The organism is Rathayibacter sp. PhB127 (genome assembly GCF_003751665.1).
GTDB lineage: Bacteria > Actinomycetota > Actinomycetes > Actinomycetales > Microbacteriaceae > Rathayibacter > Rathayibacter festucae.
Genome location: NZ_RKHW01000005.1, coordinates 173,755 through 196,695, shown reverse-complemented (window position 1 = coordinate 196,695; position 22,941 = coordinate 173,755). Strand labels below are relative to the sequence as shown.

Below are 22,941 nucleotides of genomic sequence, written 5' to 3'. Positions count from 1 at the left end.
CCCGTGCGTCAGCTCGCGGCGAGCGCGATCTCGTTCGGCGTGACCTCCAGCTCGGCGCTGGACAGCACCTTCCCGGTGGTCAGGTCGAGCGCGTGGACGCTCTTGGCGGCCGGGTCGGTGACGTAGGCGATGTCACCGGCGACCGTGATGGCGGGGTGCGGGTCCTGCCACTCGACGGGGCTCTCCCAGGCGTCGACGACGGGGTACGAGTCGGTGATCTCCCCGGTCTCCGGCTCGATCACGTGGACCGCTCCGTCGGAGCCGATCAGGTAGGCGAGGTCGCCCGGGCCGCGCGCGACGCCGCGGAAGGTGTACTCGACACCCTCGGGCAGGTCGACGACGTCGAGGGTCTTCGCCTCGGTGTCGATCAGCGCGAGGCGGTGCAGGAGGTAGCCCTCGGCGTCCTGGTCGTCCTTGTAGTCGCCGACGACGATCGGGCTGGTCTCGCTGACCCAGGCGTTGCCCATCCGGCCGTACGGCTGGTCGGGCGCCTCGAGCTTGGTGATCTCGCCGCCGTCGTAGACGAGGGCGCCGTTCTCGCAGCCGAAGACCACGACCTCGTTCTCGGCCGCGCCCTCGCCGTGCACGCCGGGGCACTGGTCGTTCGTGGCGACCACGGCGCCGGACGCGTCGCGCACCTCGATGCCGGTGCGGCCGTCGGCGGTGCCGACCGTGGTGAGGAAGGTGCCGTCCTCGAGGACGATCGACACCCCGTGGTGCGCCTGGACGCCCGGGATGGTCTCGACCTCGGGCACGCCCTCGGCGTCGGCCAGGTCCGCGGTCTCGATGACCGTCGTGTCGCTGGTCCCGTCGGCGTAGAGGATCGTCTTGCCGCCGTGGCGGACGACGTGCCCGGGGGTGTCGGCGGCGAAGACGACGTCGGTGAGCTCGGGCTCGCCGTCGGTGCCGGCGGCGGTGTCGAGGAGCTGGAAGCCCTCGCTCATGGTGACCATGACGTGCCGGCCGTCGCCCGCCGGGTTCAGGCGGGTGAACTCCTCGGAGTCCAGGTCGGCCACGGTCTCGAGAGTCTCGCCGTCGAGGACGAGGATGCCGCCCTCGTAGGCGACGGCGAGCCGGGTGCCGGCCGCGTCAGGTGCGGTGACGGCGGTCGGATCGGCCGCGGGCGCGCTGCTCGAGGAGCAGGCCGCGAGGGTCGCGATCGTGCCGAGGGCGAGGAGGCCGAGGCCGGCTCGGCGGAGGGGCGCTCGCCGGAGCGGCGCTCGGCGGAAGGGGCTGGTTCGCATGGGGATGTGGTTCTCCTGGTGCTGGTCGTGGGCGCTCACGGTGAGAGCCCGGTGGCGATGCGCTGCGTGTTCACGCGCATCATGCTGAGGTAGTCGGGTGCGCCGCCCTCGGGTCCCGTGAGGGACTCCGTGAACAGCTCGACCACCTCGACGCGGATGTCGGCCTCGCTCGCGAGCGCCTGGACCAGGCGGTCGGGAGACGAGGACTCCGCGAAGATCGTGGGGACACCGGTCTCCTCGACCGCCTCGACGAGGTCGGCGAGGTCGGAGGCGGACGGCGCCGCGAGGGTGGTGCCGCCGGGGATCACCGCTCCGACGACGTCGAAGTCGAAGCGGTCGGCGAGGTAGCCGAAGACGTGGTGGTTGGTGACGAGGGCGCGGCGCTCCTCCGGGATCGCGGCGAAGGCGGCCGTCATCTCGGCGTCGAGCGCCTCGAGCTCGGCGCGGTACGCGGCGGCGCTGCGCTCGAGGGCCTCGGGGTCCGCGCCGTCGAGCTCGGCCAGCACCGGCGCGAGCGCGTCGACGACGGCGATCATCCGCGCCGGGTCGGTCCAGAAGTGCGAGTCGGGGCTGCCCTCGGCGTCGCCGTCGGAGTAGTCGAGCACGTCGATCGCGTCGCCGGCGACGAAGGCCGGCACGTCCTCGGCGGCCGCGGCGTCGAGGTGCTGCTGCAGCCCCTCCTCCAGGCCCAGGCCGTTGGAGACGACCAGGTCGGCCGAGCGCAGTCGCGCCGCCTCCTGCGCGGAGATCTCGAAGGAGTGCGGGTCGGCGTTCGGCTTCATCAGCGTCACCACCTCGGCCTCCTCGCCGACGAGGCGCTCGACGACGTCGCCGAGGATGTTGGTGGAGACGATCACCACCGGGCGGTCGTCGGCGCCGGCCGAGCAGCCGGTGAGCGCGAGCAGCGCGACGGCGGCCGCGGCGAGCGGCGTGCGGAGTCGTCGGCGTCGGCGTCGCATGCTCAGCGTCCCGTCTCGGCGGTGAACGCCGGCTCGGTCGCCGTCTCGAAGCTGCGCGCGAGGCGGGCGTCGTCGGCGTAGTCGATCTCGTGCAGGCGCCGCTCGGCGGGCGCGCTGAGGTAGGCGCGCTGCTGGTCGGCGACGAGCGTCGGGGCGAGGTCCACGGCGAGCGACTCGGCCGCGAGGGGCTCGGTCTGGGCGAGCACCGCGCCGTCCGCGCCGTCGAGCACGAGCACGCGGCCGTCCTGCCCCAGCGCGAGCACGTGGTCGTCCTCGTCGTCGACGGCGGTCACCTGCGCCAGCGGCGCGGGCGCGGGGAGCAGCGACCACGAGCGGGCGCGGGTGTCGAGCAGCCAGATCCCCTCGCTCCCGGCGAGCCCGGCGACGGTCGGCCGGCCCTCGCGGTTCGCGAAGACGGTCGCGGCGGGCGCGGTCGCGCCTTCGGGGTAGGGGATGTGCTCGACGGTCAGCTCCTCGCCGTCGACGGTGGCGAGCAGCGCGCCGTCCGCGCAGCCGATGACCGCGCCGACGCGGGTGGTGATCGTCCCCGCGGGCTGCGGGCACGCCTCGACGAGGCCGGTCCGCTCGCCGCCTGCCGTGTGCCCGACGACCGACGCCGACTCCCCCGCGTCCTCGGTGACGAGCGCGAACGAGCCGACCGGGACGACCATCCCGGGCCGCGGCTCGCCGTCCAGGCGGAACGACTCGCGGACCTCGCCCTTCGACAGCGCCTCGGTGTCGAGGAGCACCGCCTCGCCCGACTCCGGGAAGAACAGCCCGGTGCCGCCGGAGGTCGACAGGTTCGTGGTGGCGACGACCGCCTCCCCCTCACCCGTGACGGTGCCGAGCAGCGCCGGCTCGGCACGGTAGTAGTGGAAGTGGTCGACGTGGTCCCAGGTCCAGACGCCGCTGTCGACGATCTCGACGCCGACGGCGGTCTGCACGAAGAGGTAGCGGCCGTCGGTCGTCATCGCGGACGGGGCGCCGATCGTGCCGAGCTCGGCGACGCTCTCGTCGAGGAGGTCGAGGTGCGAGACGGCGCCGGCCGGGTCGATCCAGGTGAGGCCGAGGGCGGGCTCGGCGAGCTCCGCGGCTCCCGAGATCGCACCGTGGCCCTCGCCGGTCGCGTCGTCCACCGGCGGGGCGGCGGGGTCGGCGGAGCAGGCCGCGAGGGCGAGGGCGCCCAGGAGGAGCGCCGGGGCGATGCGGAGGGAGCGGGTGGAGCGGGAGAGCACGGGGTCCTTTCGGAGTGGAGACGAGGATCAGGCGGGGACGGCGACCCGGCGCGGACGGCGCGACACGGTCGCCGCCCGCAGCGCCCAGGACAGTCCGGAGACGGCGAGGGCGGTGGCGGCGACGGAGGCGCCCGCGGCGGTCGCCGCGTACCAGGAGACGAGCAGTCCGACGAGCACGGAGAGCACGCCGAGCACGGCGGCGAGCGCCATCCGGGTCGGGATCCGCGTCGTCCAGTGGCCCGCGGCGACCGCGGGTGCGAGGAGCAGCCCGACGACGAGGAGCGAGCCGACGGCCTGGTACGAGGCGACGACCGCGAGGGTCACCAGCCCGACCAGCGCGGCCTGGGCCGAGCGCGGGCCGAGCCCGAGGACGGCGGCGATCCGCGGGTCGAGCGCGAGCGCCACCAGCGAGCGGTGGAACACCGCCGCCACCGCGAGCCCGACTCCGGCAGCGACGGCCAGCAGCACGAGATCGACCGGGGCGATGGCGAGGATGTCGCCGAACAGGATCGAGGTCGCGTCGGTCGCGAAGCTGCCGGAGTGGCTGATGATGATCACGCCGAGCGCGAGCATCGAGACGAAGAGCATGCCGATGCTGGTGTCGTACGACAGGCGGCCCCGACGCTGCAGCGCCGCGATGCCGAGACTCATCGCGACGGCGCTCGCCGCCCCGCCGACCAGCACGGGCGCGCCGAGCACGGTCGCCAGCGCGACGCCGGGGAGCATCCCGTGGGCGAGCGCCTCTCCGAGGAACGCCATGCCGCGGATCACGACCCAGGTTCCGACGACGCCGCAGAGGACGGCGACGAGGGCGCCGCCGACGAGGGCGCGCTGGAGGAAGTCGAGCGCGAACGGCTCGAGGATCCCGGAGAGGAGGGCTGGCATGGTGCCCGACCGTAACGGATAATGAGAACGATTATCAAACTGGTACGCTCGGGGTCGTGTCCAGCAGCCAGCAGTCCCCCGCCCGCGTCGGCCTCCGCGGGATCGGCGTCGACTTCGGCGAGCGGACCGCGCTGGACCGCGTCGATCTCGACGTGCCGCCGGGCACGCTCACCGTCGTCGCGGGGCCGAACGGCGCGGGCAAGTCGACCCTGCTGGAGGTGATCGCCGGCACCCGGCAGCCCTCCCGGGGAGTGCGCACGGCCTCGTCCGCGATCGCCTTCGTCCCGCAGCGCACCGCCGTCTCGGACCGCCTCCCCGTCACCGTCCGCGACGTCGTGACGGTCGGCGCCTGGGGGCGCACCGGTCGCTGGCGCCGGGTCGGCGCGGACCTGCGCGCGGTGGTCGCCGCGGCGATGGAGCGGCTCGAGATCTCCGCACTCGCGGCCGAGCCGTTCGCCGTGCTGTCCGGCGGGCAGCGCCAGCGGACGCTGCTCGCGCAGGGGCTGGCGCGCGGCGCCGACCTGCTCCTCCTGGACGAACCCACGACCGGACTCGATGCGGCGAGCGCCGAGCGCATCCGCGAGATCCTGCGCGCCGAGGCGGAGCGCGGCGTCGCCGTCGTCTGCGTCTCGCACGACCCGGCCGTGATCGCGCTCGCCGACCGCGTCGTCTCGCTGGCCGACGGGCGCCTGCGGGGCGAGGGCGCCCTCGCCCACTGAGCCGGGTTCGGGGACGGCGGGTCTCGATACGCCCCCGGGGGCTACTCGACCGACATGCTCTCCATGCTGATCGAGTAGCCCGCGCAGCGGGCGTATCGAGATCCGCCAGCGTCAGAAGTCGAGTCTGCAGACCGCCCGCTTGGGGACGGTGGGTCTCGATACGCCCCTGGCGGGGCTACTCGACCAACATGGAGGACGCCCCTGCAGTGCTGCTCGACCGGCAGGACGCGCGATCCATGCACGTCTGCTTGGATGAGCAGATGACCTGGAGGCGCCGATGACCGAGGATCTCGAACCCGCCGCCGAGCTCTTCAAGGTGCTCTCCTCCTCCTCACGGCTGCGCCTGCTCCGCGCGCTGGCGAGTGAGCGGTCGACCGTCGGGCACCTCGCCGAGACCACCGGGCTCTCGCAGCCCCTGGTCTCGCAGCACCTGCGCACTCTCCGGGCGGCCGGCCTGGTCGCCGTCGAGCGGATCGGGCGCGAGGCGCACTACTCCGTCGCCGACACCCACGTCAGCCACATCGTCGACGACGCCGTCCGGCACGCCCTCGAGGGCTGACCGCGGTCGGCGCCCGGCGCCCGGCCCTCAGCCCTGGCGCGCCTTGAACCGCGGGTTGAGCTTGTTGATGACGAAGACCCGGCCGCGGCGGCGCACCACCTGCGACCCCGGCATCGACTTCATGGACTTCAGCGAGTTGCGGACCTTCACGAGTGCTCCTTCTAGTTGATAACGATTATCGTTTAGAGTAGCTCGCCATGCACACTCCGCGCTCACTGCCCCGACCACCCGTCCTCGCCGTCACGCTGGTGAGCGCGACCGACGCCGCCGACAGCGCCCGGATCGCGCGGCAGCTGTCCGGCGGAGTCACGTCCGTCGAGAGCTTCGCCGTCGACCTCCCGGACTCGGACAGCGCGGAGTTCGCGGCGGAGCTGGCCGCCGAGCTGGCCCGCCAGGCCGACGACGGCGAGAGCGGCATCACCGCGATCTCGCTCGACCCGGTCGCCGACCCGTTGGAGGTCGCCCTCGTCCTCGAGCACCTCTGCGTCCGGCGGCACCCCGGCGACACCCGGATCGGCGTCCTCGACGTCGTCGCCGTCACCTCGATCGACGAGGTGACCCGGGTGCTGCTCGGCGGGGCCGCAGAGCAGGGGCCGGAGCAGGAGCCGCCGCAGTGGGACCGCGCCGAGCGGCTCGCGGCGCGCCTCGAGTTCGCCGGCCTGATCGTCCTGACCGACGGCGACGGCGCGGGAGTCTCGCCCGCCGTCGACCTGCTGCGGGCGCTCTCGCCCGGAGCGGAGATCCTCACCGAGCGCGACCTCGACCGCTACCGGCAGCGCCGCGCCGTCCTCACCCCGCAGCGCGCGCACCGCCTCGCCTCGGACCTCGGCTGGCAGCGGGCCCTCCGCGGAATCCCGGCCGACGCGGGGTCGGTGACCACGTTCGTCTTCCGCGACCCCCTGCCGTTCCACCCCGGCCGCCTGAACACGGCGGTCGCCACCGACTTCGTCGCGCACCGGGTCGGCCGGATCCTCCGCTCCCGCGGTCTGGTGCGGCTCGCCAGCCGGGCGGATCGGGTCGCGAGCTGGTCCATCGCCGGCGACGTCCTGAGCCTGGACCCCACGGCGATCCGGAGCTGGAGCACCGACGCGCCCGTCGGCCAGGAGATCGTCTTCCTCGGCCGCGACCTCGACGTCGACGCGCTGACCCGGGTCCTGCACGGCTGCCTGCTCACACCCCGCGAGCTCCTCGCCGGCCCGGACCTCTGGCGCACCCTCGCCGACCCGTTCCCCCGCTGGGAGGACGAGCACCAGCACTGAGCGGGCGGAGCCCGGCGCGTCCGGTGCGCGCGACCGGACCCGGAACGGGCTCCGCCATCGCTGCAGACCCCAAGAGGCGTCCGCTCGAAGGGCTGCGAGCACGCGACCGGACGCGAACGGGGCGCTGCGACCGGGTCAGGCCCCGGCACGCGTCCACTCGAAGAGCTGCGAGCGCGCGACCGGACCCGAACGAGGCGCCACGGCCCGGTCGGACCCCGGTTCGCGTCCGCTCGCGCAGCCCGGACCCGCGGGTCAGCCCGCGTACGCGTCGATCCGGGCGAGCAGCTCCGCCTTCGACGCGTCGGACGCCCAGGACCCCAGCACCGAGTTGCGCGCCAGCTGCACCAGCTCGTCGCGGGTGAAGCCCGCGTCGGCGAGCGCCGCGTAGTTGTCGGCGATGTAGCCGCCGAAGTAGGCCGGGTCGTCGGAGTTGACCGTCACCCGCACGCCGCGCTCGAGCAGCGCGCGCATCTCGGGCGCCTTCGAGTCGCTCGAGACGAAGGAGTTGGAGAGCGGGCAGCAGGTCAGCGCGAGGCCGCGCTCGACCAGGACGTCGATCAGCTCGGGCGCCTCGACGACGTTCGTGCCGTGATCGATCCGGTCCACGCCGATCTCCTCGAGCACCTGGCGCAGGTGCTCGACGCCGTTGGGCTGGTCGACGTCGCAGTGCATCGTCAGGCGCAGTCCCGCCTCGCGGGCCCGCGCGAACACCTCGCGGAACTTCGCCGGCGGGTTGCCGCGCTCGTCCGAGTCCAGGCCCACGCCGACCAGCCGGTCGGCGAACGGCAGCGCGCGCTCGAGCGTCTCCGCCGCGCTCTCGGCCGAGAGGTCGCGGAGGAAGCAGAGGATCAGCGCGGCGTCCACGCCCAGCTGCGCGGCGTCCTGCGCGGCGCGGTGGTAGCCGCCGATCACCGCCTCGAACGGCACGCCGCGCGAGGTGTGCGCCTGCGGATCGAAGAACGCCTCGACCCGGACCACGCCGTCCGCCGCGGCCCGGCGGAAGTACGCCGTCGCGAGGTCGTAGAAGTCCTGCTCCTCGCGCAGCACGTCCATCGCCGGGTAGTAGACAGCGAGGAACGAGGCGAGCGAGTCGAAGTCGTAGGCGAGCGCCTCGGGCACGGGCAGGCCGTTGCGCTCGGCGAGCAGCGCGCGCAGCTCGGGCTCGAGAGTCCCCTCCAGGTGCACGTGCAGCTCGACCTTGGGCAGACCGAGGAGGAAGGAGTCGGAGGTCACGGGAGCCTTTCGTCGGGGCGTGCGGTGGTGCGTGCGGTCGGGAGCGGAGAGCAGGATCAGGGGCGCGCCGCGATGAAGTCCAGCGCCACGAGCGGCCCCGGCAGCACCGCGCCGATCACGGTGCGGGCCGGCGGATCGACGGCGAACCGCGCTCCGTAGACCTCGGACGCGGCGGCGAAGTCGCGCTCGAAGTCGCTGAGGATCATCGTGACCCGCACCACGTCGCCGAGGCCCAGACCGAATTCCGTGGCGAGCAGCCGCTCGATGTTGTCGAGGGCCGCGGTGGTCTGCGCGGTGATCCCCTCCGGGACCGTCCCCTCCGGCACCGAGCCGTCGCCGGGCGCGAACGGCCCGATCGCCGAGCCGTAGACGACGCCGTGCGCCTCGACGGCGTGGCTGTACGCGCCACGGGGAGCGCCGAGCGCCTCCGCGGTCACGAAGCGGCGGGTCGCGGTGGCGGTCATCGCGGCAGCTCCCCCGAGACGACGCGGCCGCGCGAGACGACGGCGACGATGCTCTCGGCGCGCAGGTCGTCGATGCTCTCCCACGGGCGGCCGCGCAGCACGACGAAGTCCGCGCCGAAGCCCGGAGCGAGACGGCCGACCTTCGCGCCGAGTCCGACGACCGCCGCGGCGTCCGAGGTCGCCGCGACGAGCGCCCGCTCGGAGCTCCAGCCGAACGACTCGCGCATCCGCCGCACCTCGTCGAGCTGCTCGCCCCAGTCCACGTAGACGCCGTTCGCGTCGGTGCCGAGCACGAAGCGCACGCCCGCCTGGCCCGCGGCGAGGAAGCCCGCGTCGCGCACGGCGACCACGTCCTGCGCCTTGAGCGACGCCTCCGGCGACGACGGCGCCCGACCGGCCGCGATCACGTCGTTGATGAAGAGGGTCGGCGCGACGGGCAGGTTCCGCTCGACGAGCGTGGCCCAGTGCTGCGGGCCGATCGCGGTGCCGTGCTCGATCGAATCGACGCCGAGCGCGAGGGCCCGGTCGAGGCCGACCTCCGAGTGGGTGTGCGCCGCGACGGGCATCCCGAGCGCGTGCGCCTCGTCGATGGTCGCGGCGATCTCCTCGTCGGTCTGGTTCCGCCAGCCGACCTTGTCGCCCATCGAGAGCACCCCGCCGCTGGTGTAGATCTTGATGCCGTCCGCGCCGGCCCGCGCCCAGGTGCGCACCAGGCGGCGGCACTCGTCGGGGCTGTCGGCGACGCGGTCGCGGTGCGGGTAGTGCGGCGGCACGAAGAGGTCGCCGTGGCCGGCGGTCATGCCGACCGCGCCGTGCGTGACGATCCGCGGACCCTCCGCGATGCCCTGCTCGAACATCCGCGCCACGGTCATCTGCAGCTCGTCGGCGCCGAGGTCGCGCAGCGTGGTCACGCCCGCCCGCGCGGCCTTCCGCGCGTTGTTCGCGATGTGGAAGACGCGCTCCTCGCGCGGGGTGACCAGCGGCCAGGAGGCGAAGTCGGCCGTGCCCGCGCCGGAGTAGGCGCCGAGATGCACGTGGGTGTCGACGAGGCCGGGGATGATCGAGAACTCCCCCGATCCGCGCTCGCCACTCGGGCCGTCGGCCGTCTCGACGGAGGCGATCGCGTCGCCGCTCCAGGTCAGGGTCGCCGTGCCGAGGGCGCGGGTGCCGTCCCAGACGGCGCCGGTGATGCTCGTGGTGGTGCTCATGTCCGTCCTCAGTTCTGTCCGCCGAAGCGGACGGCTGCCAGTCTCTCGCCGATCGCGACGACCGCGTAGGCGACGACTCCCAGCGCCGTGATCACCGCGAGCGACGCCCACAGCTCGTCGTAGCGGAACCCGGCGGAGGCGCGTTGCACCGCGCCGCCGAGCCCCTGCCCCGTCGCCAGCCACTCGGCCAGCATCGCGCCGCTCAGCGCGGAGGGCACCGCGACCTTGGCGGCCGCGAAGATCGCCGGCACCGCGGTCGGCAGCGCCACCTTGAGCAGCACGTCCAGCGGCGAGCCGCCGTAGACCGAGACCAGCTCGAAGGACTCGCGCGAGAGCGAGCGGAGGCCGAAGCCGACCGTGACCAGCGCCGGGAAGAACACCGCGATCGCGCCGACGGTGGCGACGGCGCCGATCCCGTTGCCGATCGCCAGGGTCACCAGCGGCGTCACCACGATCAGCGGCATCGACTTCAGCAGCATCGCGATCGGCATCACCGTCGCCTCGAGCGAGCGGATCAGCACGAACAGCACCGCGATCGCCAGGGCGACCAGCAGGCCCGCGACGTAGCCGACGAGCGCGTCGACGGCCGTCACGCCGAGGTTGCCGAAGACGATCGCGCGGTTCTCCGCGGCGTCGGCCTCGACGAAGAGGTACTCGGCGACGTCGGTCGGCGTCTTGCCGAGCAGCGGCGAGATGTCGGTGATCGCGAGGAAGGCGTACCAGAATGCGAGCGCGAGGACCGCCGCGACGGCGAGCGGCACGAGCTCGCCGCGGACGATGCGGAGCACCATCCGGCCGGTGAGGTCGCTCGGCCGGCGGGCGGCGCGCGAGGAAGAGAACGGGGAGGAGGACGGGGTGCGGGTGGCGGTGCTCATACGACGCCTCCCGTGCTGCGGGCGACCTCGACGCGAGCGCGGCGGCGGGCGGCGCGCGGGCGGCCGACGACCAGCGGCATCAGCCAGCGGCCGAGCGCGGCGATCAGCGCGTAGCCGATGATCGTGACCAGTCCGCTGGTGACGGCGAAGGCCCAGGCTCGCTCGACGTCCATCTGCCGCTGCGCGACCGCGAGAGCGACGCCGAGGCCGGTGGTCACTCCGCCGAGGTACTCGCCGAGCACGGCGCCGAGGATGGCCGCCGGCACGCCGACCTGCAGCGCGGTGATCGTCGCGGGCACGGCCGCGATGGCCTGCACCTTGACGATCTTCGCCCAGCGGCCGCCGCGGTAGGCCGAGACGAGGTCGAGCGCGGTGCGCGGGGCCGAGCGGACGCCGAGCAGCGCGCCGATCAGCGTGGTGAAGAAGACGAGCAGCGCCGCGAGGAAGATCGAGGTGGTGCGGCCGCCGAAGATCACCAGGATCACCGGGCCGACCGCGGTCAGCGGCAGGCAGTGGCTGATCACGCCGATCTGCTCGATCACGCGGTGGGTCCACGGGAGCAGCAGCGCGACGGCGGCCAGCGCCAGCGCCGCGAGGTTGCCCCAGAGGTAGCCCTGGCCGGCGGCGAGCACGGTGTCGCCGACGTTGCGGAGGTAGAAGAGCGGCCCGTCGCGGACGAACGCGGCGATGATCGCGCCGGGGCTCGGCACGGCGCGGCTCTCGCGGTAGACGGTGTCGGCGAGGATCCACCAGACCGCCACGAAGACGGCGAGCCCGGCGAAGACGCGCCAGTTGGTGCGGATCCAGGGCGTCACGCCTCGTCCTCCATCGCGACCCCGTGCTGGGAGAACAGGATGTCGGTGATGCGGTCCTCGATCGCATGGAACTCGGGGCTGCGCAGCATCTCGACGGTGCGCGGGCGCGGCAGGTCGATGTCGATCACCTCGACGATCCGGCCGGGCCGCGGCGACATCACGGCGACGGTGTCCGAGAGCAGGATCGCCTCGGCGATGCCGTGGGTGACCATCAGCGTGGTCGCGGGGCGCGCGGTCCAGATCCGCTGCAGCTCCAGGTTGAGCCGCTGCCGGGTCATGTCGTCCAGGGCGCCGAACGGCTCGTCGAGCAGCAGCAGATCGGGCTGGACGACCAGCGCGCGGGCGATCGAGGCGCGCTGGCGCATTCCGCCGGAGAGCTGCGAGGGGTAGGCGTCCTCGAACCCGGTCAGCCCGACGAGGTCGAGCAGGTCCGGGATGCTGTCGCGCTTCGCCGCCTGCCGGGTCAGCTCCAGCGGCAGCCGGACGTTCGAGCGGACCGAGCGCCAGGGCAGCAGCGCCGAGTCCTGGAACGCGATGCCGAGCTCTGCCGAGCGCTTGGTGCCGAGCACGGGCGTGCCGTGGATCGAGACGGAGCCGGTAGTGGGCTTCTCCAGCCCGGCCAGCATCCGCAGGATCGTCGACTTGCCGCAGCCGGAGGGGCCGAGCAGCGAGAGGAAGGAGCCGCGCGGAGTGACGAGGTCGACCTCGGCGAGGGCCTGCACCGAGCGGCTGCCCAGGTCGAAGCGCTTGCTCAGGCCCGACAGGCGGATGCCCTCGTCCTGGATGGTGGTCGCTTGCTCGGTCAACTGCTCGTCCTCTCCGCGCGGTCCGTGGTGGTCGTGGCCGGGCCCTCCGCAGGGCCCGGCCAGGTCGAGGGTCAGCCCTCGAGCAGCTCCGGGTGCTCCTCGTAGACCTCGTCGATCAGCGTGGTGTCGAAGAGCTCGTCGGCGTCGAGCTCGATGCCGGTGAGGGCGAGCGAGGCGACCGACTCGTCCTGCAGCTGCGGCGTGATGGTGAGCAGGCCGTTGGCGTCGGTGTCGGGGGTGCTGATCAGCTCGGTCTGGGTGACCATGACCTGCGCCTGCTCCTCCACCTTGTAGTTCTGGTCGGCGGCGTAGTCGGCGACGACGGTCGCGGCGGTCGCGTCCGGGTCGGCGACGGCGTCCTGCCAGCCGCGGGCGACCGCGTAGAGCAGCGCCTTGACCTTCTCGCGGTCGTCGTCGATGCTCTCCTGCGCCACGACGATGGTCTCGCCGACCATCGGCAGTCCGGTGTCGGCGAGCAGGAACTGCTGCGCCGAGAAGCCGCGCTGGTTGAGCGTGTTGGCGCCGGCGGTCGCGTAGCCGATGTAGCCGTCGACCTGGCCGGTGGTGAGCAGGGTGGAGTCGGTGAGCGGCACGCGGGTGACGTCGTCCTCGTCGATCTCGTTCGCGGCGAGGAACGCGCGCCAGACGAGGTCGTTGCTGTCGCTGACGCCGATGGTCTTGCCGACCATGTCCTCGGGGGTCTCGATCGGAGCGTCGGTCAGCGAGACGATCGCGAAGGGGTTCTTCTGGTAGGTCGCGCCGACGATCTTCATCTCGGCGCCCTCGGAGATCGCGGGGCCGGTGATCAGCGGCGAGGAGACGCCGGCGAAGGCGGAGCCGCTCGCGATGGCGGTCTCGGCGCCGGTCGCGCCGGTGCCGCCGGGGGTGAGGGTGACGGAGTCGAAGCCCGCGTCGGCGAAGTAGCCGTTCGCGTCGGCGAGGTACTCGCCCGCGAACTCGACGTGGGGGACCCAGGAGAGCTGCATCGTGGCCTCGCCGAACGAGCCGGCGTCGCCGGACTCGGCGGCGTCGGAGCCGTTGGAGCAGGCGGCGAGCGTGGTGCCGGCCACGACGGCGACGGCGAGGGCGCCGAGCACGGAGCGGAGGCGGGACCGGGACGGGGCGGTGCGGGGCATGCGGGCTCCAAGGGACGTCGAGGGCTGGGGGGTGGGTGGGGCGGACCCGATGGGGCGGACCCAGGGGAAGGCACGCGCCGAGGGGGCGGCGCTGAACCAGTCGACCGCAGCCGGGCACTCCGCCGCGTCGTCGCACGGAGGATTTCCGCGCCGCGACGGCCCCGACTCCCCGATGCACGGACAAACCGTGTTGCAGTCAGGTTTCCAGCCTCGCATCCCGGCCGCCCCCTCCACGCATCGTGGAGTCTTCGACGCCGTTCACCGGCGGCTCCTCCACCTTCCGTGGAGTCTCCTCGAGAGGAGAGCCGCCCTCTCTCTCCTGCTGATCGAGTAGCCCGCGCAGCGGGCGTATCGAGATCCCCAAGCTCCAGACGAGCAGCCTGCAGACCACCCCGCTGACGACGCCGGGTCTCGATACGCCCCTCCGGGGCTCCTCGACCAGCAGGGGAGGGCAGCCGATCATGCTGACGTCGGGTCTCGATACGCCCCTCCGGGGCTACTCGACCCGCATGCAATGGCATGCCTGTTCCAACCGATCGCGCAGCGTGCGCGGCGGGCGGCCCCTTCCTGCTGATCGAGCAGCCCGCGCAGCGGGCGCATCGAGATCCGCCGGCTCCGGACGAGCAACCTGCAGACCACCGCGCTGACAACGCCGGGTCTCGATACGCCCCTGCGGGGCTACTCGACCAGCATGAAACGGCTGCCCGTTCCTGCCGACCGAGTCGCCCGCGCGGAAGGCTGGGCGTCCATGTTGATCGAGTAGCCCGCTCAGCGGGCGTATCGAGATCCACCGTCGGCAGACCTGCGGCCTGCAGACCCACTCTGTGGTGACGGCGGGCGCGTCACGCCCCTGCGGGACTCCTCGACCGGCTGGGTTGCGCACAACATCAGCTGAGAGCAGGGTCCCTCCCCTGACAGCGGAGGCCTCCCCTTCTCAGCTGATGTTCTGCAGCGCTCGAGCGCTGCCTACCGTTCGAGCGCCTCTCTGCTGATCGAGCAGACCCGTGCTCAGCCGGCCGCGTCCGCGGCGACGCCGCGCAGCGCCGCCAGCACGGTGCGGACCGCGGTGCGGGCCAGCGCGTCCGGGCGGGCGAGGACGTCGACGTGGCGGACGAGGCCGGCGCCCTCGAGCGGGCGGAGGACCATGCCGTCGACGGCGAGCGGAGCCGCGGTGATCCGGGGCAGGATCGCGATCGCGGCGCCGGAGCGGACGACTTGCGCGGCGACGGAGAACTCGTTGATCCGGTGCGCGACCCGCGGGGCGCGGCCGATCAGCGCGCCGAGGTGCTCGAGCACGCCCGTGAGCGGGAAGCCCTCGTGCGTCGAGACCCACTGCTCGTCGGCGAGCTGCTCGGGCCGGATGCTCGGCTGCGCGGCGAGCGGATGCGCGGCCGGCAGCGCGATGTCGAGCGGCTCGACGAGGAGCGGGGTGACGACCAGCCGGGCCTGCGGCCACTCCGGATCCTGCGGCAGCCGGTGCGCGACGACGAGGTCGTGGTCGGCGGTCAGCCCGGCGAAGCGGCTCTGCGCGACGTCCGCATCGGCGAGCGCCACCCGCGGGCCGTCGGCGAGCTCCGCGAGCAGCGGGCCGAAGAACGCGAGCCCCGCACTGTGGAACGCCGACACCCGCACCGCGCGATCGTCGTGCCGGAGGAACGAGCCGATGGTGTCCTCCGCCTCGGCGAGCGCCTCCGCCACCCGCGTCCCCGCGACCGCGAGCGCCTCGCCGGCCTCGGTGAGCACGAGCCGCCGCCCCTCCTTCACCGTGAGCGGCACCGGGACGCCGGCCTGCAACGAAGCGAGCTGCTGGGAGACCGCGGAGGGGCTCACCCCCAGCGCCGCGGCGACGGCGGCCACGCTCCCGCGGTCGCCGAGCTCGCGGAGCAGGCGGAGGCGGGCGGGATCCATGGGCGCGAGCCTAACCGGGAAGCAATCGCTTCATCGTCGGTGAAGGAACAGCCGATCGCTCTTCCGCTTCCGGACTGCGACGCTGTCCCCGTGCCCCTCCGCTCCCGCCCCGATCTCGCCGTCGACCTGCTGCTGCTCGCCGTCGCCGCCGTCTGGGGGGCGAGCTTCGTCGCCGCGAAGGACGTCGCCGCCGACATCGGCGTCCCCTCCACCGTCGCGCTGCGCTTCCTCACCGCCGCCGCCGCGCTCGCCCTGCTCTGCCTCGCCCGTCGCGAGCGCCTCCCCCGCGGTCGCGGGCTCGCCGTCGCCGCCCTCCTCGGCGCCTCGCAGGCCGCGATCATCGGACTCGAGACCTGGGGCGTCCACCTCACCTCGGCGACCAACGCGGGCCTGCTGATCAGCCTCGCCCTGGTGCTCACCCCCGCACTCGAGGGCCTCGCATCGCGCTCCTGGCTGCCGCGCTCCTTCTTCATCACCGCCGTCGCGGCCGTCGTCGGGGTGGCCCTGCTCGTCTCCGACGGCGGTCTGCGCACCCCGACCTGGGGCGACGCGCTCGTGCTCGCGGCGGCCGTGGTGCGCGCCGTGCACGTCACGGCCAGCGCGCGGCTCGTCCGCGGGCGCACGGAGGGCTCGCTCGGCGTGGTCCTGGTGCAGCTGGTCGTCTGCGCCGCCGTCTTCTCGCTGCTCGCCGGGCCGGACCTTCCCGCCGCCGCCCGGGCGCTGGACGTCGGCGGCTGGGCCGGCGTCCTCTTCCTCGGGCTGCTCTGCTCCGTCTTCGCCTTCGTGGTCCAGCTCTGGGCGGTCCGGCGCACCTCGGCGGCGCGCGCCAGCATCCTGATGGGCACCGAGCCGGTCTGGGCGCTGCTCGTCGGCGTCGTCGTCGCGGGCGAGGCGATCGGCCCGCTCGGAGCGGTCGGCGCCGCGCTGATCGTCGCCGCGGGCTACGCGGGCCAGGCGATCGAGCGCCGGCACCGGCTCGGCGCGAGCGCGCCCGCCGACCGATCGGCCGACGCGGTCAGTGCGCCACGAGCTCCTGCAGCCCCGTGACCCGGAGCAGGTCGAGCCGCGTCTGATCGGTCGAGCCGGGCGTCGCCGTGTAGATCACGATCCGCAGATCGCCACCCGGCACCGCGAGCACGTCGCAGTCGATGGTGATCGGCCCGACCGGCGTCGAGGTCACGGTCTTCCGGCTGGAGCGGTGCTCGGCGACCCGGGCGACGGCCCAGCGCCGCTCGAAGTCCGGCGAGGTCGCGCGCAGCCGCGCCACCAGGTGCGCGAGCGCCGCGTCGTCGGGGTAGCGGCCCACCGCCGCGCGCAGATCCGCCGCCAGGTCGTTCGCGAAGTCCTCGGCGTGCTGGTCGTCGAACTCGGTGCCCTCGTGCCCCTGGGTGAAGTAGCGCCAGACCAGGTTGCGGTCCAGGCCCGTGTGCCGTGAGGGGTCGCCGTTCAGCGCCGCCCAGAGCGGGTTCCAGAGCAGGATGTCGTGCGCCGCACTGAAGACGGCCAGCGGCACGTCGCCGCAGCGGTCGACGATCCGCTGCACGCCCGGAGTGATGTGCTGCGGCACCTGCGTCGCGGTCGGCGGCGCGACGCCCGCGACCCGGTAGAGGTGGTCGCGCTCCGCCTCCGTCACCCGCAGCGCGCAGGCCAGCGCGCCGAGCAGCTGCGCCGAGGGATGCACGGCCCGGCCCTGCTCGAGCCGCACGATGTAGTCGACGCTCACGCCCGCCAGCGCGGCGAGCTCCTCGCGGCGCAGCCCCGCCGTCCGGCGGCTCGGGCCGGCCGGCAGCCCCACCTCGGCGGGCGTCACGCGCTCGCGCCAGGAGCGGAGGACGTCCGCGAATTCGCTCATGCCCCCATGATCCCCCGCGGGGGCGGAGCGGTCCTGGTACTGCTGGTCCTCCCGTCGACCGGGGCCTGGGCGGAGAGACCGGGCGGGGCGGAGCATGGAGCCATGACAACGACACTGATCACCGGGGCCAACAAGAGCCTCGGCCTCGAGACCGCCCGCCGCCTGATCGAGGCCGGCCACACCGTGCACGCCGGGATGCGCGACCCCGCCAACGGCGACGCCGCCCGGGCGCTCGGCGCGCAGGTCGTCCAGCTCGACGTGACCGACCAGGCGAGCGTCGATGCCGCCCTCGCCTCGCTCCCCGCCCTCGACGTCCTGGTCAACAACGCCGGGATCCTCGGCACCTCCTTCGGCGTCGACGATCTCTCGGCGGAGGCGATGGCGAGCGTCCTCGAGACGAACGTCGTCGGCATCGTCCGCGTGACCCAGGCCGCACTGCCGCTGCTGCGCCGCTCGGCCGCGCCCGTCGTCGTCAACGTCTCCTCCGGAGTCGGCTGGCCGCGCGCCCTGGTCACGCCCGGCCGCGACGAGTTCGGCGTGCCCGCGATCCCCTACGCCGCCTCGAAGGCCGCGGTGATCACCCTGACCGTGCAGTACGCGAAGAACCTGCCCGAGTTCCGGATCAACGCGAGCGACCCCGGCTACACCGCGACCGACTTCAACGGCCACGGCGGACACCAGACCGTCACCGAGGGCACCGACGCGACCGTCGCGCTCGCCCTGCTCGGCCCGGACGGCCCGACCGGCGAGTTCCACGACCGCCACGGACGCATCGAGTACTGAGCGCCGCTGCAGGCTCGCCGCCGAGCGCTCGCCGCCAATTCGTTGGAGACGGCAACAAACCGGCGGCGGGCCCGGCAGAATGGAGCCATGACGCAACGGAGCAACTGGGCGGGCACCTACGAGTACCGCGCCGCCGACATCCTCGAGCCGGAGTCGATCGACGAGGTGCAGACCCTCGTCCGCGGGAACGAGCGGGTCCGCGCGCTCGGCACCCGCCACTCCTTCAACGCCCTCCCCGACACCCCGGGGGCGCTGCTGCACCTCGGCCGCATCGCCCCCGACCCGGTGATCGACGCCGACGCGAGCACCGTCACCGTCGGCGGCGCCACCCGCTACGGCATCGTCGCCTCGCACCTGCACAGCAACGGCTACGCCCTGCACAACATGGGCTCGCTCCCGCACATCTCGGTGGCCGGCGCGATCTCGACCGGCACCCACGGCTCGGGGGACCGCAACGCCAACCTCTCCTCCGCCGTCTCGGCGCTCGAGCTGGTCACGGCCGACGGCTCGCTGCGCACGATCCGCCGCGGCGAGCCCGGCTTCGAGGGCGTCGTCGTCGGCCTCGGCGCCTTCGGCGTCGTCACCCGGGTGACCCTCGACATCCAGCCGACCTTCGACGTCCGCCAGGACGCCTTCGTCGACCTGCCCTGGGACCGCGTGCTCGACGACTTCGACGCGATCACCTCCTCCGCCTACAGCGTGAGCCTGATGACGCACTGGTCGAGCCCCACCGTGGAGCAGCTCTGGCTGAAGACCAAGGTCGAGCAGGGCTCGGTCGCCGACGTCGACGCGACCCACCTCGGTGCGGTCGCCGCCTCCGCCTCGCTGTTCGCCGTCTCCGAGGGCGTCGACTCGAACCTCAACCCGTTCGGCGGCTCCGTCGGACCCTGGTCGGAGCGCCTGCCGCACTTCCGCCTCGACCGCGAGCCGAGCGCCGGCGACGAGATCCAGAGCGAGTACATGGTGCCGCGCGAGAACATCCGCGAGGCCCTCGTCGCCCTGCGCGCGATCGGCGAGCGGATCGACGAGGTCCTGCTGATCACCGAGCTGCGCACCATGGCCGGCGACGACCAGTGGCTCTCCCCCGCGTCCGGTCGCGACAGCGTCGGCATCCACTTCACCTTCAAGAAGGACCGCGCCGGCGTCGACGCCGTGCTGCCCGCCGTCGAGGGCGCGCTGCTCCCGCTCGGCGCCCGCCCGCACTGGGGCAAGCACTTCCTCGCGACCGCCGCCGACATCGCCCCGCTCTACCCGCACCTCGACGAGTGGCGCACCCTCCGCTCCGCCTGGGACCCCACCGACCGCTTCGCCAGCGCCTTCGTCCAGGACCGCCTCCTCGGCTGACCCCCTTGCTTCCTCCCGCGAGATGCCACTTGAGTACGCGACACGCCGTGAAACGCGTGCACAAGTGGCATCTCGCGGAGGGGGACGGCGGGGGTAGCGTCGGAGCGACGAGAGGGAGGCAGCATGCCCGCGAAAGAGGAGATCCCGTCGACGATCGAGCGGTCGGACGAGCACGCGCAGAAGCTGTGGTCGGCCGCGCACGACTCGGCCGTCGACAGCTACGGCGAGGGTGAGCGCGCTCATCGCACGGCGTTCGCCGCGCTGAAGCACGAGTACGAGAAGGTCGGCGACCACTGGGAGCGCAAGGCCGAGAGCGGCCCCTCCGACGACCGCGCCGCCCAGCGCGGCCCCGACGGCGACGGCGACACGGCCGGCGGAGTCGACGCGAACGCCACCAAGGCGCATCTGCTCGATCTCGCGAAGCGCCTCGACGTCTCCGGCCGCTCGCGCATGACGAAGGCCGAGCTCGTCGACGCCCTGCAGCGCGCGAACGCGAAGCAGACCCGCCGCGCCCGCGACTGACCCGCGCGCGCACCGGCCGACACCCCGCCACTCTCCGGAAGTCGTCGTACTCGGCGCTCGAGTACGACGACTTCTGAGGAATCGGAGGAGGTCGTCGTCCTCGGCGCCCGGTGCGACGACGGCCGAGGACCGGAGGGCCGGCGGCTAGGAGATGCCGAGCTCGTGACTGAGCACGAGCGCCGCGGCGCCCTGCAGGACGAGCTCGCCCGGGTCCGTTCGGGACTCCATCCGCAGCTCGCGGGTGACGGCGGGCAGGGTGCGGCGGGCGATGGTCGCGCGCGCCTCCTCGAGCAGGACCCCCTCGACGAAGCGCTCCGGACCGGCGAGGACGACCGCGTCGATCCCGAGCACGGCGACGATCGGCGCCAGCGCGATCCCGAGCGAGCGGCCGGCCCGGCGCAGCAGCCGCTCCTGCTCGGGAGCCGAGGCCGCCGCGAGCCGCGGGCCGAGGTGCGCGACGGACACCGCGGACTCGAGGCAGCCCCGCCGCCCGCACGAGCAGTGCTCGCCGTCCTCGTCGATGACGACGTGGCCGATCTCGCCGCCGGTGAACTGATCGCCCTCGACGAGGGAACCGCCGATGATCAGTCCGGCCCCGACGCCGTCGCCGAGCAGCACGAGCAGCAGGTTCGCTCCGCCGCCGCGGTGGAAGGTGTGCACGGCCAGGGCGGCCGTGTTGGCGTCGTTCGCGACGTGCACGGGCAGGCCGAACCGCTCGGCGAAGACGCGCCGCAGATCGAGACCCAGCCAGCCGAGATTGGGGGCCTCGCGCACGACGCCGCCGTGGTCGACGACCCCCGGTGATCCGATCCCGATCCCGAGGACCGGCGCCTGGGACGAGGCGATCAGCTCGGCCGCGAGGCCGAGGGCGAGCTCGACCGCGTCCGCCCCGGACGCGCCGTCGCGGGCGAGCCGGCGGTGCTCCCGGATCTCGCCGCGCAGGCTGACCAGGGCTCCGGTGCACTCGGCCTCCGCCGAGAGGTCGAGTCCGACGATGCTCCGCGCCCCGTGGTCGAAGGCGATCACCAGCGCGGGCTTGCCCACCCGGGCGTCGACGCGGGGGCCGAGGTCGAGCAGCAGCCCCTCCGAGTGCAGCTCGCCGACCAGATCGGAGATCGTGACCGCGGTGAGCCCGCTGATCCGGGCGAGATCCGCCCTGCTCATCTCACCGTCGTGGAAGAGGCGCTGGAGGACGAGCGAGCGGTTGTGCCGGCGGTTGTGCGACGGCAGTGCCTTCTCGGTGACGCGCAGCTGGCCCATGGTCCTTCATCTCAGCCCGTGACCGGCTCAGCCCTTGACGGCGCCGGCCGACATCCCGGACACGAGATTACGCTGGATGATCAGGAAGAACACGACCACCGGGAGCGAGAAGAGCACGGCCCCGGCCATCTGCCCGCCGTAGTCCGTCCCCACCTGCCCGCCCGACGCGGTGCTGAAGGACGCGAGCCAGACCGGGAGCGTGTAGCGGGCCTGATCCTTCAGGAACGTGTAGGCGACGATGTAGTCGTTCCAGCCGGCGATGAAGGCGAAGACGCTGCTCGAGACGATCCCGGGCATCACCAGCGGGAAGAGGACGCGGGTGAGCAGCTGCCAGGTCGAGGCGCCGTCCAGGCGCGCCGCCTCGTCGAGCTCGACGGGGAGCGCGAGGAAGAACCCGCGCATCACCCAGATCGAGAACGGCAGCACGCCCGCCACGTAGGCGAGGGCGAGACCCGCGGAGGTCCCGATCAGATCGACCGCGTTCAGGAGCAGGAACTGCGGCAGGAGCAGCGCCGTCGCCGGGAGCATCTGCACGACGAGGAGCAGGACCAGGATCGCCCGCCGGCCCCGGAAGCGGAACCGCGCCAGCGCCGCCGCCGCGAACAGCCCGAGCACCATCGCGAAGGCGACCGCGGCGCCCACCACCACGACCGAGTTCTGCAGGTGGCGCAGGAAGTCGCCCTGGGTGAGCGCCCGGACGAAGTTGTCCAGGGTCGGCGACTCGGGGAGGAAGTGCGGGGTGGAGCTGAGCATCTCGGACTGCGGCTTGAAGGCCGTGTTGACCATCCAGTAGACCGGGAACAGCCAGAGCAGGCAGAACAGCACCGCGATCGCCGAGCTGATCCACGGGTAGCGCCGCAGTCGGCGCCGGATCGAGGTCGAGGTCGAGGTCACGGTCGAGGTCACGGTCAGAGCTCCTCTCCGGAGCGGACGAGGGTCCGGATGTAGACCGCGCTCAGGGCGAACAGGATCAGCGTCGACGCCACGGCGACGGCGGAGCCGGTGCCGACTCGGGCGCCGCCCGAGAACGCCGTCGTGAAGGTGAAGACGCCGAGCGTGGACGTGGCGCCGTCGGGCCCGCCGGCGGAGACGAGCCAGATCTGGTTGAAGACGTTGAAGTCCCAGATCACCGAGAGCATCGTCACGAGCAGCAGGGTCGGCCGGAGTGCGGGGAGCACGACGACCCGGTAGACCGCGAGCTCGGAGGCGCCGTCCAGTCGCGCGGCCTCCTTGCGCTCGATCGGCACCTGCGTCTCGGCGGCGTGCAGGGTGAGGGCGAGGAAGGGCACCGCCTGCCAGACGACGAGGAGCCAGATGCAGACCCAGGCGAGCCGCGGGTCGGCGGCCCAGTTCGTGCTGGTCAGATCGCCGACCAGTCCCGTCCGGGTGAGCAGCCAGTTGACGACGCCGTACTGCGGCTGGAACAGCCACCGCCAGATCAGCGAGGAGGCGACGTTCGGCATCGCCCAGGCGAGGATCAGCACCACGGTCGTGAGCAGGCGCAGGGCCGCCGGCAGCCGGGTCAGCAGATGCGACATCCCTGCGCCGATCAGCACGCTGCCCGCGACGAGAGCGCTCGTGAAGACGAGGGTGCGCACCAGCGCGAGCCAGAACTCCGGGTCGCCGAGGATGTCCGCGTACTGCGCGAGCCCGACGACGTCGTAGGCACCGGTGAACAGGCTGCGCTGGTCGTAGTCGGTGAAGGAGGTGAGGACGAGGAACACGATCGGGGCGATCGTCACGCCCGCGAGCACCAGCCCGGCCGGGGAGAGCAGCAGCAGCGGGGCGAGCGAGGAGCGGCGCCGGGCGCGGCGGGCCGCCGCCGCCGGGCGGGGCGGGGCGGCGGCCGGAGCGGTGGACATCGCGCGATCGCCC

24 protein-coding genes are annotated in these 22,941 nt (G+C 73.4%); 7 read left to right on the top strand and 17 right to left on the bottom strand.

Going from position 1 to position 22,941, the window contains the following annotated elements; translation table 11 throughout:
• Window positions 1-8: 8 nt before the first annotated feature.
• The 4 genes from aztD to aztB are packed head-to-tail and all read right to left on the bottom strand — an operon-like array spanning window position 9 to window position 4,323.
• On the bottom strand, window positions 9-1,244 hold the full coding sequence (aztD, locus tag EDF22_RS19080; RefSeq protein WP_185039135.1) for a zinc metallochaperone AztD: 1,236 nt from the start codon (window positions 1,242-1,244) through the stop codon (window positions 9-11).
• Between the two features lie 35 nt (window positions 1,245-1,279).
• Window positions 1,280-2,203: a zinc ABC transporter substrate-binding protein AztC gene (aztC, locus tag EDF22_RS19075; protein WP_123706398.1), complete on the bottom strand. Its 924-nt coding sequence runs from the start codon at window positions 2,201-2,203 to the stop codon at window positions 1,280-1,282.
• A gap of 2 nt (window positions 2,204-2,205) precedes the next feature.
• The gene (locus EDF22_RS19070; protein WP_123706397.1) at window positions 2,206-3,438 is read right to left on the bottom strand and encodes an ABC transporter; all 1,233 of its coding nucleotides are present in this window, start codon (window positions 3,436-3,438) and stop codon (window positions 2,206-2,208) included.
• Window positions 3,439-3,465: 27 nt separating this feature from the next.
• A complete protein-coding gene (gene aztB / locus EDF22_RS19065) occupies window positions 3,466-4,323 on the bottom strand; it encodes a zinc ABC transporter permease AztB (RefSeq protein ID WP_123706396.1) in 858 nt (285 codons plus the stop codon).
• Between the two features lie 56 nt (window positions 4,324-4,379).
• Here aztB and aztA point away from each other — a divergent pair, with 56 nt between their 5' ends.
• Window positions 4,380-5,042, top strand: coding sequence for a zinc ABC transporter ATP-binding protein AztA (gene aztA / locus EDF22_RS19060; RefSeq protein ID WP_123706395.1), 663 nt, complete (start codon window positions 4,380-4,382; stop codon window positions 5,040-5,042).
• 277 nt (window positions 5,043-5,319) lie between these two features.
• Window positions 5,320-5,601, top strand: a complete 282-nt coding sequence (locus EDF22_RS19055) for a helix-turn-helix transcriptional regulator (protein WP_123446984.1) — start codon at window positions 5,320-5,322, stop codon at window positions 5,599-5,601.
• A 27-nt stretch (window positions 5,602-5,628) separates the two neighbouring features.
• Here the strand turns inward: EDF22_RS19055 and ykgO are convergent, their stop codons facing one another.
• The gene (ykgO, locus tag EDF22_RS19050; protein ID WP_123446985.1) at window positions 5,629-5,751 is read right to left on the bottom strand and encodes a type B 50S ribosomal protein L36; all 123 of its coding nucleotides are present in this window, start codon (window positions 5,749-5,751) and stop codon (window positions 5,629-5,631) included.
• A gap of 47 nt (window positions 5,752-5,798) precedes the next feature.
• On the opposite strand from ykgO, the gene EDF22_RS19045 reads away from it, so the two are divergent.
• Window positions 5,799-6,860 carry a GTP-binding protein gene (locus EDF22_RS19045; protein ID WP_123706394.1) on the top strand — a complete coding sequence of 354 codons (1,062 nt, stop codon included), beginning with the start codon at window positions 5,799-5,801 and terminating at the stop codon, window positions 6,858-6,860.
• Between the two features lie 252 nt (window positions 6,861-7,112).
• Here EDF22_RS19045 and add read toward each other — a convergent pair whose 3' ends face one another.
• The 8 genes from add to EDF22_RS19000 form a co-directional block, all read right to left on the bottom strand.
• Window positions 7,113-8,093 carry an adenosine deaminase gene (gene add / locus EDF22_RS19040; RefSeq protein ID WP_123706393.1) on the bottom strand — a complete coding sequence of 327 codons (981 nt, stop codon included), beginning with the start codon at window positions 8,091-8,093 and terminating at the stop codon, window positions 7,113-7,115.
• A gap of 56 nt (window positions 8,094-8,149) precedes the next feature.
• Window positions 8,150-8,557 (bottom strand): RidA family protein, encoded by a 408-nt coding sequence (locus tag EDF22_RS19035; protein WP_123706392.1) that lies wholly within the window; start codon window positions 8,555-8,557, stop codon window positions 8,150-8,152.
• Complete coding sequence (locus tag EDF22_RS19030) at window positions 8,554-9,765, bottom strand: amidohydrolase family protein (protein ID WP_123706391.1); 1,212 nt, start codon at window positions 9,763-9,765, stop codon at window positions 8,554-8,556. The genes EDF22_RS19035 and EDF22_RS19030 overlap by 4 nt, the downstream gene beginning before the upstream one ends.
• Window positions 9,766-9,773: 8 nt before the next feature.
• On the bottom strand, window positions 9,774-10,640 hold the full coding sequence (locus EDF22_RS19025) for an ABC transporter permease (RefSeq protein WP_123706390.1): 867 nt from the start codon (window positions 10,638-10,640) through the stop codon (window positions 9,774-9,776).
• Window positions 10,637-11,455: an ABC transporter permease gene (locus EDF22_RS19020; RefSeq protein WP_123446991.1), complete on the bottom strand. Its 819-nt coding sequence runs from the start codon at window positions 11,453-11,455 to the stop codon at window positions 10,637-10,639. The genes EDF22_RS19025 and EDF22_RS19020 overlap by 4 nt, the downstream gene beginning before the upstream one ends.
• The gene (locus tag EDF22_RS19015; protein ID WP_123446992.1) at window positions 11,452-12,261 is read right to left on the bottom strand and encodes an ABC transporter ATP-binding protein; all 810 of its coding nucleotides are present in this window, start codon (window positions 12,259-12,261) and stop codon (window positions 11,452-11,454) included. The genes EDF22_RS19020 and EDF22_RS19015 overlap by 4 nt, the downstream gene beginning before the upstream one ends.
• Window positions 12,262-12,332: 71 nt before the next feature.
• Window positions 12,333-13,397: an ABC transporter substrate-binding protein gene (locus EDF22_RS19010; protein WP_123736423.1), complete on the bottom strand. Its 1,065-nt coding sequence runs from the start codon at window positions 13,395-13,397 to the stop codon at window positions 12,333-12,335.
• Window positions 13,398-14,405: 1,008 nt separating this feature from the next.
• Entirely contained in the window at window positions 14,406-15,305 is a 900-nt protein-coding gene (locus EDF22_RS19000; RefSeq protein WP_123706387.1) for a LysR family transcriptional regulator, read from the bottom strand.
• Window positions 15,306-15,395: 90 nt separating this feature from the next.
• Between EDF22_RS19000 and EDF22_RS18995 the strand changes: the two genes are divergently transcribed.
• Window positions 15,396-16,352, top strand: coding sequence for a DMT family transporter (locus EDF22_RS18995; protein WP_123706386.1), 957 nt, complete (start codon window positions 15,396-15,398; stop codon window positions 16,350-16,352).
• Here the strand turns inward: EDF22_RS18995 and EDF22_RS18990 are convergent.
• Window positions 16,321-17,157 carry a helix-turn-helix transcriptional regulator gene (locus EDF22_RS18990; protein WP_123706385.1) on the bottom strand — a complete coding sequence of 279 codons (837 nt, stop codon included), beginning with the start codon at window positions 17,155-17,157 and terminating at the stop codon, window positions 16,321-16,323. The two genes, EDF22_RS18995 and EDF22_RS18990, sit on opposite strands and share 32 nt — an antisense overlap.
• 102 nt (window positions 17,158-17,259) lie before the next feature.
• On the opposite strand from EDF22_RS18990, the gene EDF22_RS18985 reads away from it, so the two are divergent.
• The 3 genes from EDF22_RS18985 to EDF22_RS18975 all read left to right on the top strand — a co-directional run bounded on the left by EDF22_RS18985 (window position 17,260) and on the right by EDF22_RS18975 (window position 19,806).
• Window positions 17,260-17,940, top strand: a complete 681-nt coding sequence (locus EDF22_RS18985) for an SDR family NAD(P)-dependent oxidoreductase (RefSeq protein ID WP_123706384.1) — start codon at window positions 17,260-17,262, stop codon at window positions 17,938-17,940.
• An 87-nt stretch (window positions 17,941-18,027) separates the two neighbouring features.
• Window positions 18,028-19,284: a D-arabinono-1,4-lactone oxidase gene (locus EDF22_RS18980; RefSeq protein ID WP_123706383.1), complete on the top strand. Its 1,257-nt coding sequence runs from the start codon at window positions 18,028-18,030 to the stop codon at window positions 19,282-19,284.
• A 123-nt stretch (window positions 19,285-19,407) separates the two neighbouring features.
• Entirely contained in the window at window positions 19,408-19,806 is a 399-nt protein-coding gene (locus EDF22_RS18975; RefSeq protein ID WP_123706382.1) for a ChaB family protein, read from the top strand.
• Between the two features lie 144 nt (window positions 19,807-19,950).
• On the opposite strand, the gene EDF22_RS18970 is transcribed toward EDF22_RS18975, so the two are convergent.
• The 3 genes from EDF22_RS18970 to EDF22_RS18960 are packed head-to-tail and all read right to left on the bottom strand — an operon-like array spanning window position 19,951 to window position 22,928.
• Entirely contained in the window at window positions 19,951-21,066 is a 1,116-nt protein-coding gene (locus EDF22_RS18970) for an ROK family transcriptional regulator (protein WP_123706381.1), read from the bottom strand.
• Window positions 21,067-21,093: 27 nt separating this feature from the next.
• On the bottom strand, window positions 21,094-21,972 hold the full coding sequence (locus EDF22_RS18965; RefSeq protein ID WP_221180976.1) for a carbohydrate ABC transporter permease: 879 nt from the start codon (window positions 21,970-21,972) through the stop codon (window positions 21,094-21,096).
• A gap of 2 nt (window positions 21,973-21,974) precedes the next feature.
• The gene (locus tag EDF22_RS18960; RefSeq protein ID WP_123706380.1) at window positions 21,975-22,928 is read right to left on the bottom strand and encodes a carbohydrate ABC transporter permease; all 954 of its coding nucleotides are present in this window, start codon (window positions 22,926-22,928) and stop codon (window positions 21,975-21,977) included.
• Window positions 22,929-22,941: the final 13 nt, after the last annotated feature.